The sequence below is a fragment of the Halorubrum shenae genome (assembly GCF_051194165.1).
GTDB lineage: Archaea > Halobacteriota > Halobacteria > Halobacteriales > Haloferacaceae > Halorubrum.
Genome location: NZ_JBLZNI010000017.1, coordinates 1 through 21,668, shown reverse-complemented (window position 1 = coordinate 21,668; position 21,668 = coordinate 1). Strand labels below are relative to the sequence as shown.

Here is a 21,668-nt window from a genome sequence, read left to right as displayed (position 1 = left end):
TAACCCAGTCGTCGTGGTCGGTGACTGTCTGGCGGTGCCAAACCGCCGTTACTCCTATCCTCGGTGCCGTTGACTCCCATCTGTTGTTTTTGCCAGCAACGAGTCGCTGACACGTCGGGGGATTCGGAGGTATCTTCGGGCTTGCTCAGCCGACGGGCATGAGACGAACCCTTCGAGGATTCGCGTTCACCGCGTCAGTGCTTCGGATACTGTCTCATTGGATTAGCGGCAAGGCCGCCTCCGAAGGCCGTTCGGAATCCGCTCCGTTCCGACCTGACCTTACCGTTGGGTAGTGGTTTTTTTCACTTGAACGTATGGATTGGAAACCCAGAACGTGCTACCGAGCCGCTGTTTGATCGCCAGTTGTCGGATTCATCCTGCGGCTGAAGCCGCAGGTATTCTCCTTGATTCTGGATAACCCCGATCAATATCAACCAGTGGCCCCGACTGCGTCATCTGGCTCAACAACTTAAGACATTCTCAAAAACGAGAACTTGAGGCGAGAGACTAAGTATGGTATCGCACAGCAAATGTATATGCAATTGGGAGATACAGAATCGCCAGTTAAAACCTATATCGAGAATACGCCGAATGGGAAAGAGATTCCTGACGAGACGTTCAAACGGCGACATATTGGTGTCTTGGCGTTCACACTCGCGTTACTTCCGTTTGTCTTCGGTGTGAGTCGGATGGTGGGCGCGGAGTCGATCACCGGTGCTGAACTGCCGGTCATCCCGATGTTACACTCCGTGGTCGGCAGTGGTATAGTGTTGGGATTGGTAGTGATAGCTGCAATCCCGGCACTTTCTCGTCGAGTTCGGGCGGCTACGGGCGCGGTCGCGTTCATGGCACAGGCGTCGGTGTTAGCCTACTTTACTGGTGGATTCATCGAGGCACATTTTCTCTACTTTGTGGGAGTCGGGGTTGTTGCACTGTATGAAGACTGGGTACCGTTTGCGATCACGATTGGGTATGTCGCTATCCAACACAGCGTCTTCGGGCTCATCGAGTGGTTCACGGTCTACAACCATCAGGCAGCGATGGCTAACCCGATCGTTTGGGGTGGGATACACGCTGTTGGGGTGCTCATGCTTGCGGGGACAATCACGTTCCTTTGGCAGTCGCTCGCGATTCAGCGACAACAGGCCCGCGAGAAGGTCCAAGAGAAACTGGAAGAAGCAGAAGAAGCGAGAGATCGTGCCAAAGAAAAGGAGATAGAGGCGGCCGAACAGCGTGAGGAAATGCAAGAACTCAATGCGGAACTTGAGCAGGCTGCTGCCGACTACCAATCGGTTATGGTTGAGTGTGCGGCCGGTGACTTCACCCGCCGACTTGATACCGACGTAGACAACGAGGCGATGGCGGAAATAGCCACTACGTTCAACGAAATGGTGGAAGATCTTGAGCTGACATTCGCACAGATTCAAGCCTTCGCTGATGAGGTCGCGTCTGCAAGTGAAGACGTGAGCGCGTCGACAGCCGAGACACAGCGCGCCAGTGAGCAGGTCGCAGACTCTATCCAAGCAATCGCGGCAGACGCCGATACCCAACACGAGCAGAGTCAAGAGGCGTCGAACGAGATGCAGAATCTCTCTGGGACGGTAGAAGAAGTCGCTTCCTCAGCAGACGAAGTTGCCACAGCCTCTCAGAATGCGGTTGAGCTCAGTAATAACGGCCAAGCGGCCGCGTCAGAAGCAATTGATGAGATGGAAAATATCGAGTCTCAGTCTGAGCGAACTGTAGATCAAGTCAATACGCTGGCGAGCGAGCTTGATGAAATCGGAGAGGTCGTAGAGTTGATTGAGGATATTGCTGAGCAGACGAACTTACTCGCACTTAATGCCTCGATAGAAGCGGCGCGTGCCGGTGAGGCCGGGTCCGGGTTCGCTGTGGTGGCGGACGAAGTGAAGGGGCTTGCTGAGGAGACTGCGGAGGCTGCTGATGACGTTACCGAGCGGATTGAGCGTGTCCAGTCTAATTCAGATGAGACTGTTGATGATATGGAGTCAATGCAGGAGCGGGTTCGTTCGGGTGCTGATACAGTCGAGTCAGCCCTCACTGCTCTCGATGAGATCACGACCACCGTCGAAGGGGTGAATGATGGTATCCAAGAGATCAGCGACGCCACAGACAGTCAAGCCGCCTCTACAGAGGAAGTCGTAACCATCGTTGAGGATGTCTCCAACGCGGCGAACAAGGTGAACAGCGAGTCCGATAACGTCTCGGCAGCGGCCGAAGAACAAACCTCGTCTCTTTCGGAGGTCTCTCAGAACGCAGACGATCTAAAAGAGCGAGCAGGAAGACTTCAAGACCGCCTCAGTGGGTTCACGATTGATACAGAGCCTGACCGGCTCGGTAGCGTAACGGCTGATAATGTCGGCCCTCAAGCCGGTGGATCGGTCAAGCCGGTGAGTGACGGCGGCAGTACAGAGTGATATCTCCTTCGCCGTCACCAGGGGTGTTCTCTCGCCAAAGATTGATACGGGATCCAGACCGTTGCCGTCTGGTGATTGGGTCGTTCAATGTGGTTCCCCATTCGGCCCACCAACAGCCGTGTCAAAAACTAGCGTGAGGCCTACGACGCCACGAGTTCAACATCCGTAATTTCGAAGCGTGCTCCACCATCGCTCCCATCTGTGACATGAATTTGCCAGTCGTGAGCAGTAATGATCTGTTCGACAATACTTAATCCAAACCCTGTTCCGTCTGTTGATTGCGAGTAGCCTGCCTCAAAGACATCATCACGCTCATCGGGGGTGATTCCTTGGCCATCGTCCTCGATGTAGAATCCATTAGCTAACTCTCCAACTGTCACCGTCACATCTGTTTGACCGTGTTCGACTGCATTCCGAAACAGATTCTCAAACACCTGCTTGAGGCGGCTCCTATCAGCTTGTATATCTCGATTAATATTATTAACTAATATCGCTTGACTTGTCTCGACAGTCTCCCAGCATCCGTTAGTTAGCGCGGCAAGATTAACCGCCTGAGTGTCGGTCACCGCTTTTCCTTCTCTAGCTAATGTTAGCAGGTCACCAATCAGCGTTTCCATCCGCCTGAGCGCTTTTCTCAGTCCCTTGAGATGCTCGCTGTCGCATTCGTCCGATAATAATTCAAGCCGCCCGGTAGCGACGTTGAGCGGGTTCCGTAGGTCATGTGAGACAACACTTGCGAACTCTTCGAGCTGCTCGTTTGCGCGTTTCACCGACTCACGTTCTGAGATATCAATATACATTGCTACTGTCCCGACGGTGTCTCCGTCTACTGTACGGCGCGGGACGGAGCGCAAAACTGTCTCAGTGACCTCACCGTCGGCAGCGACTAAATCACGATTCTCATTAGTGAACTCTCCAGCGAGCGACTGGGAGTACCCTCCTGATCGGAGCTTGTCCGCCGATTCAGGAGTATAAAACTCCGTAAGTTCACACCCGATTACCGCATCCACATCGTAGCCAAGTGTCTCCACAAATTGACCGTTACAATCCTCGATAACCGGTCGACCATCCTCTGATCGAGTCAAAACCGTCATTACCGGCGATTCCTCGAATAGCGTTCGATACTGGGATGCGTACTTGGTCGCCAACTGCTCTAATTCCTCAGTTTGTGCTGCCAACTGCTGTTCGCGTTCTATCTGTTCAGTAACATCTGTCGTGATACCGGTGAGACGTGACGGGCTGCCAGTCTCGTCATCAAGCACGTCAAGACTGGCCCGTACCCAGCGCATACCACGGTCAGGATGGTCAACACGGAATTCCTGTTTAATTGGCCACTCTGGTGACTCAGACTGCTGTGCCTCCACCTGCTCAAGTAACTCATGCTTATCATCAGGATGGACGTGTCGGAGCCAAGCCATCGGGTCATCATAAGCCTCCTCGGGTGTAATCCCATAGATTCTCTTGACTGCCGGATTCACGTACAAGGTTTCAGAATAATCGACTGGTAACAAGAAAAACGCATCTTGGACGTTACCCGCGAATCGCTCAAACTGATCACGAACCATTCTCAGCTCTTCTTCCCGTGCTTTGCGTTCGGTGATATCTTGAAACGTTCCTTGGACAGCAACAACTGTGTCATCATCAAATACTGGTTCTCCGAGTGTGCTGATCCAGCGTGTGCCGCCGTCGGCTGTGACAATCCGCAACTCTAGATTGTACGGTTCGCCTCCTGTCGTGAGACGGTCGAACGCGTCACGTACTGTCTCTCTATCATCCGGATGATAGAACTTAACGGCATCCTCAATGGTCACGTCGGCATCCGATTTCAGTCCGTGGATACGATACACTTCATCCGACCAACGCAGTGTCTCAGACTGTAAGTCAAACTCCCAGCCACCAACGTGTGCGACTTCTTGTGTATCTCGAAGGAACTGGCGACTCCGTTTAAGCTCCTGTTCTCTCTGTTTACGTTCGGTTACATCGCGGTACAGCCACAGGTGTGCATCTCCCGTAGGCAGGGTGTACGGAACGTAATCGCGCTCAACCACATGGCCGTTTGCGAGTGTGAGCTCCTCATTGCGAACCGGTTCTCGGCGTTCAATTCGGTTGGTGACATCGTCAATAAATTGTTGAGGATCAGCGAATAGCTCCTTGAGTTCTTCAGCGGCTGCAGCGCAGTCACGCCCAATCAGCTGATCACCAGTTGCGGGCACACCAAGCGTCTCTCCCAGCAGGTCATTCGCCATTAGTACATCCCGGTTGGAATCTTCGACTAGCACACCCACCGGAAGATTTTCCACAATGGTTCGGAGGACGGTATTGGTCTGCTCTAGCTCCTGCTCGCGCTTTTTATGACCCGTGATGTCTTGATTCGTGCAAATAACGTTGCCGTCCTCAAGCAACGAGAGTGCAACTTCTTGGCAGACTTCGGTCCCGTCGCGTCGTTTGCCTACAGTCTCGCCGCGCCATTCACCTTCGCTTTCGAGTACTGGGAACACCTCCTGCTCGATCCGCACGGTCTCGTCGTCGCCGTACAGTCGCCGCCAGCTGCTGCCGAGAAGCTCATCGGCGTCATAATCAAAGACATCGGCGTGAGCCTGGTTCATGTAAGTGTATTCAAGCTCCTCGTTCAGGATCGAGATCCCGTCCATCGCCGCTTCCATAGCAGCGGACTGTCTCTCAAGTTCGGCTTCTCGCTCCTTGCGCTCGGTAATGTCCGTTGAGACACCGAGCACGGCTTTGCCGTCCGTCTCAACCGGGTCATACGGAATCTTTGTTGTCTCTAAGACCCGCGTGTTACCATCTGCGGTCGTCAGCTGTTCTTCAGGAATATGTGTCGGTTCGCCGGACTCAATAACGGCCCGATCAGCAGCACGGAACTGTTCTACCTCTTTTTTACGGTCAGTAAAATCGGCATCTGTCGACCCTTCAAGCTCGCTCACCGTAGTTCCATACGCGTCGGCAGTGGCCTCGTTTGCCAACAAGAACTTGCCGACTTCATCTTTGGCAAAAACGAGCTGTGGGAGCATATCGATAATCTGGCGCAATCGATCATGACTCGCTTGTGCACGCTCTCGTTGCCGGTAGCTCTCTACCGCGTTACGAACCTTATTCGCAAGAACAGCATAGTGGCTCGTTCCAGATTCTTTTTGAAGGTAGTCTGTGACGCCGGCAGCGATCGCATCGCTTGCGACTGCTTCGCTCCCTTTGCCGGTGTACAAAATAAATGGCAAGTTCGGATAATCCCCACGTACGGCCTCAAGAAATTCGATGCCGTCCTGGCGTGGCATTTGATAATCACTTACGATACAGTCAAAGTCAGTTGTATCGAGTCGCTCTAGCCCCTCGCTGGGGCTCATCACTGTTTCAACAGTGAACTGGGCCACTTGTTTTGAGAGCATCTCGGATGTCAAATTCGTGAAGGTAGAGTCATCATCAACATGGAGGATAGAGATTCCTGTTGATTCAGTCATGTGCTTGAGACTGTTAGTGTGTCATATATTGTTTTGGAAGTAGTTTTCACACGAGATATTTGGTCAACCTGACTATCGAGATAGAATACAGTATGACCACTCACTCTAGATTGGAGCAACCCATCACGCCCTGAATATCGACTGTACCATCGTCTAAAGTATCATTCCAATAAAATGTTGACAAAGGTTTATAGATTATTCTGTCAAAAAACGAGCGTTGACAGATCCGATCACTGCCGAGTTCAGTGCCATGGTCGACCTCAGCCGGTCGACGAGCAGTGCGCCGAGCCGTGGGCGTATTGCGATGACGCCTACACAGGTTCGCGTCCAGACCGGGGACGTAGCGCGCCGGATCGACATCAACGAGGTTTTCGATATTGTACGGGACGTCTCGATGGCCGCCGCCGCTGACTCGACGGAGACTGTCACCCTGGCGTTCGACAGCGGAAACCGACGCGAGACACTCGCCATGCAGGCCGACGCTGCGACGCTCGTGAAGTTCCAGCGTCTGCTTTTTAAACAACTGCTCGTCGACGTGCAGGTGTCTGTCTCCCACCGACGCGCGGACGACCAAGCTGACGACAGACGATCCTGTCGGCTCGCTGTCTCAGCCACAGCGATACGACTCGAACCGACAGATGGCGGCGATCGGATCACCGTTGACCGGGACGACGTCGCTCGGTTCAGTCTCTCGGGAGCCGATGCGCCGGCAGTCGTCTTGTATCTGAACGCGCCGGACCGGGCCGAACGGATCAGCGTTCAGTTTCCATCGTTTCGCCTGTTGAACCTCTTCGGCCGGTACCTCCGCGCTGACCTGCTCGCGGTCGATGAGCTCGGGTCGGTGTCGGACGGAAGCGGTCCCATCGAGGTACTAGTCGTCGACGATGACGAACAAAGCCTCGAGATGACCCGCGTCTTCTTGAACGAACAGTCAGACCGGCTCTCCATAACCGAAGCGGCGAGCCCTCTCACAGCGCTCGAACACCTCTCTGAAGTCCCTCGAGCCGAGCAAATCGACTGTATCGTCAGCGACTACAAGATGCCGGGTATGAACGGCATCGAGTTTCTCAACGCTGTCCGAGACCGCCATCCGACGCTTCCCTTTATTTTGTACACTGGACGGGGCAGCGAGGAGGTAGCCAAGCAGGCGATCCTCGACGACGTGACTGACTACGTTGAGAAGGATGTCGGCCCGAAACAGTACGAAACCCTCATCGAACGGATCGAGAAGGCTGTCCGGTGACCGGCGGTCCGATCGACTTGATATTCTCCTCTGGCGAGGACGAAAGAATTTCGGGTAGTTGGTGATCCATACAAAGCAGGCTCTGTTGAAATATTTAAGAGCTGATAGAGTCGGCGTGCGAGATACAAAGACTCTATGCAGCAGAGGAACACATCTCAACACCGCCAATCTCGATCAGGACTCCGTCCTGGTACGTCGGGTCAATATCGACTGTCCAGCCGTGGCTGCTCGCAATCGCCTCCATCGTCGGAAACAGCATCCCAGTCTCCGCGGATGGCGTCGCCTCACCGTAGGCGAACACATTGTCAACCATCTCTGCTGGTATCGGATCACCGTCTGTCGTAATGGTGATCATCTCTTGATCAATACCTACCTTTAGATCGGTCGCGTTGTTCAGATCAGCAAATCGGCCAGCGGTTAAATGCAACTCCGTCAGCAGTGCACGATTTACCCGGAGCGTCGTATCCTCGTCAAGACAGATAGACAGTCCATCCGAATGGATATGATTGTGCGCGGCCTCGACTACCTCACTAAGCGAACATTCCTCGATCTCATCAATCGTCTGTGCACGCCGGGCCAACCTCGCTAAGTCGGTGACAATACACTCCATCCGCTCGTGCGCTTTCTTGATCGTCCCGACGGTGTCGTCATTCAGTCTGGTACTTGTTTCTGTCCGTTGTGTCGCAATCATCTCAACGTACCCCTCCGCGATTGCCAGTGTGTTCCGTAGCTCGTGTGTCATCGCCTCAGCAAAGTCGTCAAGTTGTTCGTTCTGACACTCAAGTTGTTCGTTCTTGCGCTTGAGCTGTCTGCGCTGGCGCTCGACATTAGTCACGTCTGTACAGACGATTGCCTGCCCGACTTCGAGATCGGCCTGCGTTAGAGATGTGGCGGTGAGGTGAAAATACCGTTCAGTGTCCTTATCGTCCTGCCCAATAGTCATAATTCCGTCTTCACGCTCTGATACTCGCGCTAACTCCGGCAAAGTCTCGCTCAGCGGTGTGCCCTCACACTCATATAGCTCGGGAAACATCTCAATTGCTCGCTGATTGTAGTCTCGGATATGCCCGAGGTCGTCGATCACGACCACCGCTTCGTCAATGTCGTCAATGATTTGTCTTCGCCAGAAGCGCGGGATTGCGATGAACTGATCTTCAACCACGTAGAGCACACCGACCGCAAACACGGCAACTCCGAGGGGCTCATAGTGAAGCGTAATCAGTCCGGTAGAATCCGTGAGGCTGATCACATAGAAGATGATGGGTATCGAGGTCGTTGCCACGAGCGCCCCAAGTACGCGAGTGTCAGACTTTGACTCGTCGAGCATCTCATACACAAGGTAGAACCCAATCGACGCGAGTGCATACGAGAGCCCAGTCACAACCCAGTGAATTGTGCCCAGTTCGATCACTACGTGGGCGAACGGTTGTGTCGTCGTCGTAGTGTCGAAGTACATCCCGTGGAGTGGATTAGTGATTTTGATCAGGCTAATACCAAGGTAGAGACTGAGCGCTGCTCGGCGGATCCGCGGTCGGCGGTGGTAGTCGTGACCGGTATAAGCAGAGGCAAAATACAGCCACGCCCCAATGGTTGCGAGTCCGACAACGAGTCCAACGAGATAGAACGCTACCTGTGCGGTCGGCGAGATCGGGAGGAGCCGACCGATGTGAGCAACCGCCCAGCCTCCGCCCAATCCTAACAATGCACCGAGACCGCGCTGTGTGTCCGGGTCGGTGACTCGGGACACGCGACGCATGCTCAGAAAGCAGGCCATAGCAGCGAGGCCGAACCCACCGACATACGCCAGCCGTACGGCTTCCATTACGTATCTGTTTCAATGTAGTGTAAAATAATTATTTATTCATACATTGGTATACAGTTATACGCTTAGCAACAATTAGGTGCGGTCGCACCGCAAATAGCGAGAAATATACTGTAACCAGATTTGTCAAGTCACTTTTGTGGTTAATCGTGTGCTGATTATCGGGGCAACTCGTGGTTAATATCTGGCGGTACTATGCGGGGAGTCTGCTTGTACCCATAAGCGATCTGAGGTTACGGTTATCACACTCAACCATGACTACGGGGTTCTTTGAGGGGGCGGATACTCCGTGATTGAATGTGCTGTTCTCCACGGGACAACTGATGAACCGCTTGTTGACTGAGACGCGCGCTACATTCAGCACGCCGGTCCAAACATCATTTGAAACTGACAGAAATTCCAGAGACCAGTTATCCTCGATATTCTGTACAGATCTACTAACAAATCTCTAGATGGATCACTACTGTGGATTGTGTTCAGTCAAGATTCTCGACCTTCTGTTCGAGCTGCTTGAGCCGCTCGTTGAGATCCTCGTCAGGCTCAGCAGCGGGCTCACTCAGTGGGCGAACATCCTCAAGGGCGGTGTCAACGCGATCGTCGTCAGCCTCGCCACGGAGATATAGCTCCGCGCGGTCGTTATACAGCTCTCGGAGCGTGCTCGCAGCGACACCAACGTCATCGGCGACGTCGGCAAGTGATTCACCACTGGCGACTCGCTCCATGCCGGCGCGTACCCGGAGGTACTCCTCTGGGTCGACCCGGAGATGTCCGTCGACAACCTCAAACCCCGTCGGCGGCCGACCGGTCCACTTACCGGCTTCTCGAGCAGCGTCGATCCCCGACTGGATTCGGCGAACCTTCTGTGTCTGTTCAATCCGAGCGAGGTCGCCCATGAGCCCGGCAATCATTTGCGTGACCGCCTGATCGACCATACTGTCGTCGACATCAAGCTCAAGACCGACCTCGAGGTCTCGGACGCTCGTCTCGTTCTCAAGGGCAAATTGTAGGAAGTTGTGGATCTCGCCACCACCGAGTCGGGAGAGTCGAGATAACTCATGAACAACGACGACGTCGACTTCCCCATCAGCGATCGCTTCACGGAGACGGTGATACTCTACACCACCCTCGTCATCAGTCCCGGAAATAATATCGGCGAACCGCTCGACGCTTGCGTCAGGATACTCCTTGCCGACAAACTCCTCAAGCTCGCGGATCTGTCGCTCGTGGTCTTGCCGGTCGGTCGAGACGCGGGCATACAACGCGACGTGGGTCACACTTTCCGTTTCGGCCGGGTGTGTATATAACAATAACCCCCTTTTCGTGGTCGTCTGTTAGCACTACCTTCTCGACACACTAACCATCACAGTTGAAATTTCACGAAGGAGGAAGCATATAACGAGTATATTGGGCTACGGGTCTTTCGGCGCAACGCCGAAGACTTGCGGGAGTTGCTGGCTGACAGGGTGTACGCGTGGAACGACCTCCGTGAAGCCTGTCATGATGCGTCAACGTGATCAGCGGTCAAACACTGTGAACAAAACGCACTCAAAAAGGCACACAACGCTAGAATTGACGGCGATGTCGCCAATTAGCGGTCAATGAGTGAGACAGTATTTTTCATACTGAAGGATGAAGCCGACGAGATTCGCTCTTGGAGCTGGCATAGCGAGTTCCAAGAGCTCACACGAAAGGACACTAAGTGGGCCTTGTTCAATATTTGGAGCCACCGGCTGGGGAGATCATCGGCGTCGATGCTGAAAACGGATCAAATTTTCGGACATTTCTCGCATACTTTGTCGACGGTCTCTGACGTCTTGTTATATCGGTAAGGCTCTGTGGAGGACGGTCACGAGTTCACTAGGCCTGACAGCCGTATCTCACCCGAAGCAATCACTTGATACCCCCCTTCTCAGGTGTTCCGTCCACCGTCCCCTGTTGTAGTGAGATATCATTGGCCTGCCCGTTTTTCTTCTCAATGTAGGTGCCTCCATCCGCACGAGTGCCTCCATTATCATTGACGAACAGGGTCCCCGACGACGCAGGCGAGGCATCGATATTCTGTGCTTGAATTTCCGTGTTTCGCAGGTCAATGTCAGCGGAGGAAGTGAGTGTTATTTTATTGCTTATCGTTGTGCTACCGCTGAGATCAACATCGCCACCGTTGGCGGTTATTTTCATCTCTTTATCGCTTCCTAGCGTTGTATCTTGAGCGTTGACAGCACCCGACGCTGTCACTGTGATCTTGTCACTGCTGTCCGCAGTCGCGCCGGTAAGGTCAACGTCCCCGCTAGCGGTTATTTTCATCTCTTTCTTGCTCTCTAAGGTTGCGTCTTGGGCAGTGAAAACACCCGACGCTGTTACCGTGATTTTGTTATCGCTGTCCACAGTGGCGCCAGTAAGACCGACGTCACCGCTAGCGGTTATTTTCATCTCCTTCTTGCTCTCTAAGATTGTCTCTTGAGCGTTAATCCCGCCGCTGTTGGATTTCAGCGTTATTTTATTTTCGCTATCAACTGTGCCAGCTTGTAAGTCGATTTCATCACTGACATCAAGTTTCAGTTCGTTGGTAGTCTCCAGTCTTGCACCATCTTTCAATTGTACTGATTTGGTTCCAATATCGATTTTATTACTGATGATATCTTTTTTGATGACTAAGTCAACGGGGTCATCCAACTGTGCCGCTTCTGATTCGGTGTAGGTTGGTTCATTGTTGTTATACAGACCGTCTCCATTTCGATCATTAAACGCGACAGCGTCAGCTGGGAGTGGATCACTGGTGCTGCCATCGTTGTTGTCGCCACTCCTACTGCCACCGATGCGCGCAGCATCGTTCTGAGTCGGATCTTCAGGCGCCTCCTGTACGCCAACTGTATCCACAGTCAGGTTGCTGGTGGTTGTATCAAGCGTCAGGTTGTAGACGCCATCGTCGTTTGTGTCGTCCGTAATACTGTACTCATTGTTTGGAATATCAGTCCCGCTCCAGTACTCGTCATCGCTCAACCGCGTCGGGACAGTGACAGTGAGATCACCTTCTGGAATTTCACTAGTGACACTCTCAGCTGGGCGGAGTTCAAGAGTAACTTGGCCGGTCCCGCTTCGGCGAAAATCGTTCTGTAGAGCCGTAATCTGTACCTCACCGTTATCAACGAGGGCTTGATCTTCAATCACCGCAATTCCACCCCCATCGTCACGAGCATCAAGGTAGAGCACGGATGCGTCATACCACGTTGAAGAGCGATCAAGCTCGTTGTACCCTGGCTGATACTCAATAAATCGCGTTGGAATCGTTATCGTCCCTTCAGGTGTGCCACTATTGTTCGAGATCGTGATCGGATATGGGTCCGTCGTTCGTATGGTTCCAGCTGGTGAGGGTGGATTTATTGTGAACGTGCGGGTTGAATAGGCAGTACCCAGCTGAACCGTCTGATACTGTGGCTGGTCAATACTACCAGCTTGTAGAATGGCCGCTCTGAGCTCAACAAGATCGTTACGGACCTCTCCGGAGTGTTGGAACTCTGTCTCCGCGTTCTGCTGTGGAACAATTTCTACCTGGTACAGTGAGAGCGCAAGGATCAGAAACCCAAACAGAATAACGACCCCGATGACTGGCGCGACAGCACGATTGTCGTCTATTCCTGATGTGTTGGTTAAGTGTCCACTCATTGTGGGTTCACCTGAACACGCTGTGTGTTTTCTACCGACGGCCAGATGGCTAGTCGAATATCTGCAGGGCTGGGAATGATATAGAGGAACCAGTACGCTATCATAAGATGATGGAGATAGTACGGATCGACGATTTTAATCTGTTGCCAAATACCGGTTTGAATAGCGATGGCAGCAGCCACGCCGCCGACAAATAGAGGGGCAAGTGCAATCATCCGGAGTGTGTCTTTTGCCGGCAGTCTCTCAAAATCAAGACGAAGTCGGAACGGGACCCATGAGGTCTGTTCAATCGAAAGCGGGCAGGCAATCCGGGCGACTGCTAGGTGGGTCAGTTCGTGGAGTCCTATCGCAAGAACTGGGAAACAGATAGCAAGAAAGATTGCTTGAACTCCAGCCATACTAAGTCACTATTTGCTAAGCATTTAAATCTGGTACTGAGATTTGACGTTCATGATAATCAGCTACAGTACCAGATTTCGGGCTTGCGGCCCCTATCACGACATGTGGTTCGACCGTCCAAGATATGTGGCCACTAGGGTGAGTAAGCCACCGCTGAGAGATAGTCGGGACCAGCGGAAAGAACGCGAATAGGCTATAAGGTCTTCAGAGTATATGCACGCCGGTCCAACGCCGCCCTTATCCGATTTGTACCTGTGTCTTTTCGTAGCCACTCTCATCGACCGGAAGGTAAACTTGGGAGGAGTGTGTTCACAAAGTCATCCGATTGATTTAGTACTCCTATGTCCCCCGATTCTACCCAGCCAGGCCGGTTGCGAGAAGTACTTGAGAACTTCGTGGACAGCCTCGGCACTACCGTTTCCGACGCCCACCTGGTTGAACGAGTTCTCGCAGGCGAGGAAACGCTCACGATCGACGCGCTAAGCAACCAGCCCGAAGAGTGGATTGAAGGGAATCTCATCTGGCCGTTGCTCGAGGCCGTCGGACTGAACCGTGAACCTGGCCGTCCCGCCAGCCAACGTTCGGCTGCTGGCACGACCCAACGGGAAGCCCCTGACTTCCGTCTGGTTGAGCGCGGTGGTGATTTCGTTGTCATCGGGGAGAATAAGTCTCCGAATAAGATCGACCGCGCTGAACAGGAACTCGTTGGCGACTATCTCTCAAACAAGGCCTGGCCCGACTACGGGATCGCTACTGATGGATTCGAGTGGGTAGTCTACCGTGCCGAGCACGGAGGTGACTTCCTCGAATTCAGTGAGGTAGAGCGTTTGGACCTCCGACCTGTCATCAACGCTGTCGCCCGTGACCTCGGGTACTTGGGGTCTGGTAGTGTAGATGATGTCGATATTGAGGAGACGCTGGAGACGTTCGTCTCGGTGTTTAATCCAGAGGGTCTACACACGCTCCTAACCCAGACCGCCCCAAAGGAATTCCGCGACACCCGGACCGCGGATGTCGAGCAGTTCTACGAGCTATACATCGAGCTGTTGTTCGGCGAAAGCGACGAACACGAGTACGACACATGCCTCCGTGATGACATCCAGGCCCCACCGACAGCAACCGAGGAGGACCAGGACCTGTTTGCCGTCACATTGATGAATCGCCTGCTGTTCATCAAGTTCCTCGAAACGCGCGACGTCCTCCCAGAAGGCTTCCTGCGGACATTGGTTCGAGACTACGAGGACAATGCCGAGTCCATCCCCGGAACGCTCTACGAGGCGTATATCAAGCCGCTGTTCTACGATCTGTTCAATACAGACGAAGGCGAGCGCCGTCCAAAACTCCGAACCGGCCGGTACGCAGATGTACCGTACCTGAACGGCGGGCTCTTCCGTGAGAACGTCCCGAACGAGTCGCAGTACAACCTCGTGGACCGGACACTTCCCACCGTCATCGAGGACCTCATCGAGGGGCACCGGTTGGAGATGAGCGGACAGAACTTCGATCCGGCGATCCTCGGGAGCGTGTTCGAGAAGACGATCAACCACATCGGCGGTGAAGAAGGACGCCAGAAAGAGATCGGCGCGTACTACACACCCAACGACGTGACGCGCCACCTCTCCGAGCAGACAGTTGATCCGAAGGTGAAGGATCTCTTCGTCAAGGCGTTTGTCGAGCACTCTGACGACGATGCCGAGGAGTACGTCCGCACCCAGATTGAGCAGACAGATCTCAGTGAGATCCTGCGGCACGTCGAAGACGGCGCAGCGATGTACGGTGCGAATCCGAGTGCGCTAGAGGACGTGCTGGACCGGCTCACAGACCTAACCATCCTCGACCCAGCCTGCGGCTCTGGACACTTCCTAACGACAGCGATGGAAGAGCTCCACCAGGTACAGCTCTCGCTCCTCCGTGGGCTCAACGGCGGCGAAGAGCCGTCGCCCCAGAAGCGATACGACGCGAAGCAGGGGCTCGCACTACACGCCATCTACGGCGTCGACGTTGACGACGTCGCCGTCGAGATCGCAAAGCTTCGCATCTGGCTGAAGATCATCGAGGGCAACAGTTGGAACGAGGAGTTCGGACGGCTCCCCAACATCGATGTGAATATCGTCGCCGGGAACTCCCTCGTTGGCTTCCCGGTCAGAGGAGATGTACAGACACAGTTCGGAGCTATCGACGAGCGACTCCCAACACTCGCCAAAAAGCGGCGTGCCTACAAGTTCGAGAACAAGGGCACGCGCCAGGAGGTGATGGAACTCGAACAGCGGATTCGTAGGGACCGTGATGAGAAGTTCCTCCGAAACCTAACTCACACGTTTGAGTCGGAGGTGACCGGCGTTGAAGAGTTCGATGCCCTCGTTGCGTCGATCCCGGATGGAGAGTTCCACCCGACCATACAGTCTGTGAAAGCTCAGCGGTGGGATGAAGACGGCGACACAATCGCACTCTCTGAAGAAGACAAGGAACTGCTTGCTGAGGCCCGGTTCGAGTGGCAAGAGTGGCGGGACACGAACAAGAGCGCGACACTCGATGTCGGGGAGCGCATCCAAGAAGCCGGTGGCGCACGTGGCGAACTCGCGGAACACCAAGACATCGCCGACGACCTCCGCCGGCTCCTTGACGCCGGATTCGTCTTCGACGTCGTCGAGCGGCAGCCGACACGGTACGACCTCGATCACATCACGGGGAAGCCGTTACACTGGGACATCGAGTTCCCCGAGCTGCTCCCGCTGGAGGAAGCCAACGGGATGCACCCCGAGATCGAGTTTGATATTGTCATCGGCAACCCGCCCTACGGCGACATCCTCAACCAGAATGAGGAGATGTTCACCGCACCGTACCTCACCGGGTCAGTCAACGATGTCTCGGCGCCGTTCGTCGAACGACAGCTGCAATTGACAGCCGAGCATGGCTACTTCGGGAACGTCACGACGCTCCGGCTGATCTATCAGTCGTCACTTGAGGAGTTCCACGATCTGCTCCGGTCTACGCTCGCCCCTGCGCGTGTGGCCTGTTTCGGAATGTGGGGACGGGTCGGTGTCTTCGAGAACGCCCTGGTCCGTGTTGCGCTCCTTTCGGGACAGAAGAACACAGATACGCCAGGGACCATCCACACGAGCGACTTCACCGTGTTCAACCGAGACAACAGACAGCACCGCTTCGAGAATCTTGAATATAGCCCGGTTGATGGCTTGATCCTCCGAGACCGGATCGGTGGTGACGGTTCTGGTGGCCCGCTGCTCCCGAAGATTGGCGGTGACATGAAGAGCAGCATCTTGTTACAGCTGAAAGACTACTCGCACACCATCTTCGAGGACAAGTACGAACAGGACCCAACCGGAGAGGACGAGTACCCTGTATGGCGGCGCGAGGGAGCGGGATACTGGATCAACCCGATGATGGAAGAGCTATATGAGGCACGTGAAGTTGAGCCGGTGTTCTTCGATTCGGAGTTGGAGCAGAAGACGGCGTTCTTAGTGCTGAACTCCTCGCTGTACTACGTCTATTGGATGACGTACGGCAATCAACATCACCACAATTGGACGCAACTCTCGGCGTTCCCATGGCCCGATGAATCTGTGGTTGAGGAGTACGAAGACGAGATTATCGAACTCGCAGACACGCTTTGGTCCCGGATGAAGGACGGGTTTAGTGGATCGAGCTTCCGGATGACGGCACTCCGGCCGATCATCGACGACGTCGATGTGCTCACGGGTGAGTTATACAACCTGACGGACAAACAGGTTGCGTACACACAGAACTATCTTACTGACCTCGGTGAGGGGAGTGCTCGGGCAGGGAGTGGCGATGAAGATCTCACCTATAGTCCGATTGTTGCTGAAACAGATTAGCTACGCAATTTCTTCTTAAAATCGCGATCGTCTGAATCACGCTGTTTGTAAGGCCTAATTCGCGATAGGAGATCTCCGGACCAGCTCGCGTCCAGCGGCACTCTGAGAAGATTTTTCAACATGTCGGTATAAAAACCACCACTCACCCCCAACTAGCGACCCAGTCTTTCGCGGAGCATGTCGTAGTCGGGCTCATCTTTGTACTCGATAGCCCCGTGGGTAGCGTGCTGTTGTTGATATCAGATACGATGGAAATCACATCCAATATTCTCTTACTGAAAAGAATTTGTTCTATTTTGACCCATAATGAGTGCGGATGAGATGTTGCTCGTGATTATTGCGCTAATTCCTCCCACTCGGTAGCACGACAAACCCACAACGGTCGTTTTTCAGTTTCGTTCATACGACGTCCGAGATCAATTCCTTATGTAACATACAGATAACACCGGGAAGCAAGAGTTACATAAGGAATTACGACGGTGTTGAGCAGCTACTAGAGCCACCCGATTTCGGCGGGTGATCAGCTGTCTTGCTCTTTATCAATTCCTCTAGAACACTCGTCACAGTCGACATGGACCGTAGTGGCTCTGTTGAAATCCTTAGATGCTGATAATTTGGAGAGGCTATGCTGAATGCACAGCGCATATCGGTCACGAAGATTCAACCAATTGTGGCTGGGATGAATCGGTCAGTATAGAGTTCTCATACAGCACTGACTGTCGGTGTCAGTCATATTTGAATTGAATTAGGGCCAGAGGCCTCGCGCCTCGTGGGCCTCAGCAATACGTGTGAGTGCCACGATGTAGGCTGCATCTCGCCAGGTGACGTCTCGGTGTTCGAACTCTGTCTGGACGGCCTGCCAGGCGGCCTGCATCTCCGTTTCGAGTTCGTCGTTCACCCGTTCGAGCGACCAGGACCGTCGATTAATGTCCTGGAGCCACTCGAAATAGCTCACCGTAACGCCGCCCGCGTTGGCGAGAATATCGGGAATCACCGCGATATCTCGCTCTGCGAGGATCGAATCGGCCGTCGAGGTTGTCGGACCATTCGCGCCTTCGACAACCATGTCTGCAGCGACCGCCTCCGCATTCTCTTCGGTGATCACATTCCCCAGTGCTGCTGGAATGAGTACGTCGACGTCGAGTGTAAGCAACTCGTCGTTCGAGATTACGGTGTCCGCATACGTGGTGACCGCTTCCGGTTCCTCGTCGTGAGACGGGACGGATGCCGTATCGATTCCCTCCGGGTCATACATCGCTCCGTTCACGTCACTGATCGCGACGACGGTCGCGCCCCACTCGTCGAGCAATCGTGCGGCATTCGCCCCAACGCTCCCGTAGCCCTGGACTGCGACGGTCGTGTCCGTGAGTTCTCGATCGTTGTACTCACAGACTAACTGCGTGATGATCGCGACACTTCGACCAGGGGCTTCTTCTCGCCCCTCACTGCCGCCAACGATCGGAGGTTTACCGGTGACGACACCCGGTGTCGTCTCACCTTCCTGCATCGAATACGCGTCCATCAACCACGCCATGGTTTGTGGATCCGTTCCCATGTCGGGGGCTGGAATATCCCGATTGGGGCCGATGGCATCGCGAAGTTCCTGCGCGAACCGACGAGTGAGCCGCTCCTTTTCGTCCGAACTCAGGTCCTTTGGATTGACAGCGACGCCGCCTTTGGCCCCGCCGAAGGGCAGGTCCATAACGGCGCATTTCCAGGTCATCCACATACCGAGTCCGACACACTCGTCTCTGGTGACGCGTGGGTGGTACCGAAGCCCACCTTTGTACGGACCTCTGACGCTGTCGTGTTGGGCTCGATAGCCCGTGAACATCTCGACGGTTCCGTCGTCCCGCTCGATGGGGACCGTCACCTCGTGAACCTTTGTCGGATGTTTGAGACGCTCGACGACGTTCTGATCAAGGTCGAGGTGGTCGGCAGCGTGGTACAGCTGGCGACGGGCCGTTTCGAGCGCGGATTCCGACTCGGTCGACGGTTCCGCCTCGTCGCCTGACTCGTCGCGGGTACTATCAGTTTTGGAGGTCACGGTCATTCGAGCGGGATTTGACGGTTTCGCATCGCTCCACTACAGTCGGGACACTGTCCGGGGGCTGTCTCTGCGATGATGATTTTCCCACACTCAAAACACTCGTACGTGGCTTCTTCGTCTGTTTCAGGGTCGATATCTTTCATGGTGAGTTCACGAGTGCCAGCACCAGACCAGGGCACTCTACATACGGATAATAAGTGTATAAGGGAATATTGGGGTGTTGAATAACAAACCATCTCAAAAACTCGTGGTTTGTTATTCAATTATCTTAGTAGAAGCAGCGATAGGGAGGTTGTTCTCTTCAAAAAGCGTCGCAAACAGTTTGCGTTGGACGGTCCGAGCGTGTGTATAGAAGGCAGGCGGAGAAATCCCTAACGTCGCTGCAACGTCTTCTCCGGTGCTCTCGCGTGGCGACTCGAAATACCCGCTGTAGTATGCGGTTTGGATCACCTCGAGTTGTCGCTCGGTTAGCTTGTCGAGGAACCTCGAATAGAGATCGTGTGCAGCGGTCTGATCGAGGGTCTGTTTGGCACGGAGTTCGACAGTGGAGAACGTCTCGCGCACGAGTTGCGTGATCGTTCGGACGTCGATACTGTCCGGGATATCGATGATGAGCGTCGTCGTGGTCGGATCAGCCGTCGCTCCGCGAAACACGGCGCCGTGATCGGCCAGTTCTAAGGCGAGAAACGGCTGTGTAAGCCGGAGTCGTAGAACGCCGCCTTCACCCTCGGTACTGATCGTCTGGACATCACCGATAGCAACCAGCTGTGAGGCGGCTTCTACGACGTCCTCGAGCGATGCGTCTTCAACGCTGACGAATACGTAACTTCCCTCTGTGGATTGCTGGACTCCTCCCTGATACGAGAGAGTACACTCGGCGTCCTTCGCAAGCCGTGAGAGGACGAATGCCGGATCATCGATGCTGAACTCGACACGCGTCATCGATGTCGTGAGGAGTGCATTCTTCCGCTCGATCGCACTGAGAGCAGACGCAATTGTTTCGCCGAGTTCGGCTAGGACGGCCTTCGTCGTGTCGTCGAACGCATCTTGGGTCGGCGCGTAGACCGTCAGGACGCCGTGCGTGAGGTCGTTGTATACGAGAGGAATGCTCAATACAGATAGGTAGTCGCGAGCGACGGCGTCTTTGCGCCATAGTTCGTCACGGATCCCGGCAGCGACGTTCGAGACCATCGTCACGTCGCCGGTGGCCGTGGTTTGTCCAGCTGGCTCTGTATTTCCCACGTCGACAGCAAATGACTGACTATCCAAATATCCCTGCTCGGTGCCTGCCCAGGCCCGTGGCTCGATGGTGTCGGTCGCCGGGTCAACCGTGCCTATCCAGGCGAACCTGAACCGATCATCGGCAGTCAACAGTTCACAGACTGTCTGATCAATCTCATCCCGCGTTTCGGCTTGTACGACTGCTTGATCGATCTCACGAATCGTCTCATTGATTCGGTTCAGAGCGGTGAGCTGTTCGTTTTGCTGCTGGAGTGTGCGATCTTGTTCACGAAGTTGGGACTCTCGTGTAATACGGTCCAGGGCCGCCTCAGCGGTTGCGGCGAGCAGATCGGCCAGCTCTCGGGTCACGTCGTCGAAGACGCCAACGTGGTCTGAACCAACGATGAATACACCGTGGTTGCCAAGTGGAATGTAGGCTGCACTGCGAAGGTCAGTCGCCCGGTTTTCGAGTCGCTCTGTCTCGTGGACATCGTCGAAAAACAACGCTTCGTCCTCGACAAAACTGTAACTCGGAAGCGTTTCTCCGTCGGCATGAACGGTGGGGAGCGGTCCGTTGAATTCTTTTATTGTGGCCGAGTGCGCTGCGGGACGGAGATTGCTGGTATCGGTATCAAAGAGGTAGACCGCACTCGCATCCAGATTTAGTACACTCGGTGTATCGTCGACGATATGCTGGGCAATTTCTTGGTGGGTCTCGGCGTAGAGGAAATCACGGGCCGTCTCATGGAGCGTTGCGAGTGCTTCCTCGCGCTGCTTGCGTTTCGTGATATCTCGACAGCTGAATAGGAGGCTTCCGTCCTGAATAGAGACTTCGCGGATGTTAACGAGGAGTGTGTGCTCGCGACCTGCTTTGTCAGTCGCGGTCGTCTCAATGTTTTTGAGTACTCCCTCAGCCGCGAGTTCGGCACGATCGAAGAGATCCTCACCCAAGAGGTCGTCAATTGTCCCTTGCTCGTGAATCTCATCAGCCGTGTAGCCGAAGATGAAGTGGACGTTGGGACAGACGTAGGTGTACCTGCCGTCTTCGTTCGTGATGAGAACCGTGTCAGTCATGTTGTTCAGCGTGACACGATGGAGTTCCTCTGATTGACGGAGGTCACGTTCGAGGTCAACACGCTCGGTGATATCAACGCCTTCAACGACAATTGAAACGATCTCTCCACTTTCGTTCTTGACTGGGCGCATGGAGAGATCGATGACGCGCGAGTCCTCGATGTGTGGCAGCTGTGTGACGACCGCGTTGCCGAATTTGCCGTCGAGTGCGTTCTCCACGATTTGTTGTACGTCCGTGTTCGTTGCATCGGGCTCTGCCCACCACGGAAGCGTCTCGAAGGGCTCGCCAACGACCGATTCGACGTCTGCATCGATCATCTCCCGTGCGGTTTCGTTCACACGGGTGAGTACACCATCCATCCGTCTTCAGTTAAGACTCACACCTCGGTTGTGTAGCGGTAGCGAGCGTCTCTTGTAAGATCGGTCGCTGCTTG

Annotated in this window: 10 protein-coding genes and 2 pseudogenes; 4 read left to right on the top strand and 8 right to left on the bottom strand. The window is 54.3% G+C overall.

The genetic code is table 11. The features are described 5' to 3' along the window. Positions 1-536 precede the first annotated feature (536 nt). Positions 537-2,435 carry a methyl-accepting chemotaxis protein gene (locus ACNS88_RS14925; protein WP_435099255.1) on the top strand — a complete coding sequence of 633 codons (1,899 nt, stop codon included), beginning with the start codon at positions 537-539 and terminating at the stop codon, positions 2,433-2,435. Between the two features lie 140 nt (positions 2,436-2,575). Here the strand turns inward: ACNS88_RS14925 and ACNS88_RS14920 are convergent, their stop codons facing one another. Beyond that, on the bottom strand, positions 2,576-5,908 hold the full coding sequence (locus ACNS88_RS14920) for a PAS domain S-box protein (RefSeq protein ID WP_435099253.1): 3,333 nt from the start codon (positions 5,906-5,908) through the stop codon (positions 2,576-2,578). A gap of 250 nt (positions 5,909-6,158) precedes the next feature. Between ACNS88_RS14920 and ACNS88_RS14915 the strand changes: the two genes are divergently transcribed. Beyond that, positions 6,159-7,151: a response regulator gene (locus ACNS88_RS14915; RefSeq protein ID WP_435099308.1), complete on the top strand. Its 993-nt coding sequence runs from the start codon at positions 6,159-6,161 to the stop codon at positions 7,149-7,151. 133 nt (positions 7,152-7,284) lie between these two features. On the opposite strand, the gene ACNS88_RS14910 is transcribed toward ACNS88_RS14915, so the two are convergent. Then, complete coding sequence (locus ACNS88_RS14910; RefSeq protein ID WP_435099251.1) at positions 7,285-8,973, bottom strand: histidine kinase N-terminal 7TM domain-containing protein; 1,689 nt, start codon at positions 8,971-8,973, stop codon at positions 7,285-7,287. Between the two features lie 476 nt (positions 8,974-9,449). After that, positions 9,450-10,247: a recombinase family protein gene (locus ACNS88_RS14905; RefSeq protein ID WP_435099249.1), complete on the bottom strand. Its 798-nt coding sequence runs from the start codon at positions 10,245-10,247 to the stop codon at positions 9,450-9,452. Positions 10,248-10,343: 96 nt separating this feature from the next. Between ACNS88_RS14905 and ACNS88_RS14900 the strand changes: the two are divergent. Further along, positions 10,344-10,664, top strand: a pseudogene (locus ACNS88_RS14900) (IS5/IS1182 family transposase); the annotation flags it as partial. 199 nt (positions 10,665-10,863) lie between these two features. Here ACNS88_RS14900 and ACNS88_RS14895 read toward each other — a convergent pair. Next, positions 10,864-12,636, bottom strand: coding sequence for a DUF4097 family beta strand repeat-containing protein (locus tag ACNS88_RS14895; protein WP_435099247.1), 1,773 nt, complete (start codon positions 12,634-12,636; stop codon positions 10,864-10,866). Beyond that, positions 12,633-13,034 carry a hypothetical protein gene (locus ACNS88_RS14890; RefSeq protein WP_435099245.1) on the bottom strand — a complete coding sequence of 134 codons (402 nt, stop codon included), beginning with the start codon at positions 13,032-13,034 and terminating at the stop codon, positions 12,633-12,635. The genes ACNS88_RS14895 and ACNS88_RS14890 overlap by 4 nt, the downstream gene beginning before the upstream one ends. 396 nt (positions 13,035-13,430) lie before the next feature. Between ACNS88_RS14890 and ACNS88_RS14885 the strand changes: the two genes are divergently transcribed. Further along, positions 13,431-16,889, top strand: a complete 3,459-nt coding sequence (locus tag ACNS88_RS14885; RefSeq protein WP_435099243.1) for an Eco57I restriction-modification methylase domain-containing protein — start codon at positions 13,431-13,433, stop codon at positions 16,887-16,889. A 745-nt stretch (positions 16,890-17,634) separates the two neighbouring features. On the opposite strand, the gene gdhB is transcribed toward ACNS88_RS14885, so the two are convergent. From gdhB to ACNS88_RS14870, 3 genes and pseudogenes are all read right to left on the bottom strand, one after another. Continuing rightward, positions 17,635-18,942 carry a glutamate dehydrogenase GdhB gene (gene gdhB, locus ACNS88_RS14880; protein WP_435099241.1) on the bottom strand — a complete coding sequence of 436 codons (1,308 nt, stop codon included), beginning with the start codon at positions 18,940-18,942 and terminating at the stop codon, positions 17,635-17,637. Next, positions 18,939-19,082, bottom strand: coding sequence for a rubrerythrin-like domain-containing protein (locus tag ACNS88_RS14875; RefSeq protein ID WP_435099239.1), 144 nt, complete (start codon positions 19,080-19,082; stop codon positions 18,939-18,941). Before ACNS88_RS14875 ends, gdhB begins: the two co-directional genes overlap by 4 nt. A 112-nt stretch (positions 19,083-19,194) precedes the next feature. Then, a pseudogene (locus ACNS88_RS14870) lies at positions 19,195-21,591 on the bottom strand (bacterio-opsin activator domain-containing protein); the annotation flags it as partial. Between the last annotated feature and the right edge of the window lie 77 nt (positions 21,592-21,668).

Excerpts from the sequence above, each read along its gene's own strand:
- ACNS88_RS14925 (WP_435099255.1), top strand. The coding sequence starts at position 537 with ATGCAATTGGGAGATACAGAATCGCCAGTTAAAACCTATATCGAGAAT.
- ACNS88_RS14920 (WP_435099253.1), bottom strand. The coding sequence starts at position 5,908 with ATGACTGAATCAACAGGAATCTCTATCCTCCATGTTGATGATGACTCT.
- ACNS88_RS14915 (WP_435099308.1), top strand. The coding sequence starts at position 6,159 with ATGGTCGACCTCAGCCGGTCGACGAGCAGTGCGCCGAGCCGTGGGCGT.
- ACNS88_RS14910 (WP_435099251.1), bottom strand. The coding sequence starts at position 8,973 with ATGGAAGCCGTACGGCTGGCGTATGTCGGTGGGTTCGGCCTCGCTGCT.
- ACNS88_RS14895 (WP_435099247.1), bottom strand. The coding sequence starts at position 12,636 with ATGAGTGGACACTTAACCAACACATCAGGAATAGACGACAATCGTGCT.
- ACNS88_RS14890 (WP_435099245.1), bottom strand. The coding sequence starts at position 13,034 with ATGGCTGGAGTTCAAGCAATCTTTCTTGCTATCTGTTTCCCAGTTCTT.
- gdhB (WP_435099241.1), bottom strand. The coding sequence starts at position 18,942 with ATGACCGTGACCTCCAAAACTGATAGTACCCGCGACGAGTCAGGCGAC.
- ACNS88_RS14875 (WP_435099239.1), bottom strand. The coding sequence starts at position 19,082 with ATGAAAGATATCGACCCTGAAACAGACGAAGAAGCCACGTACGAGTGT.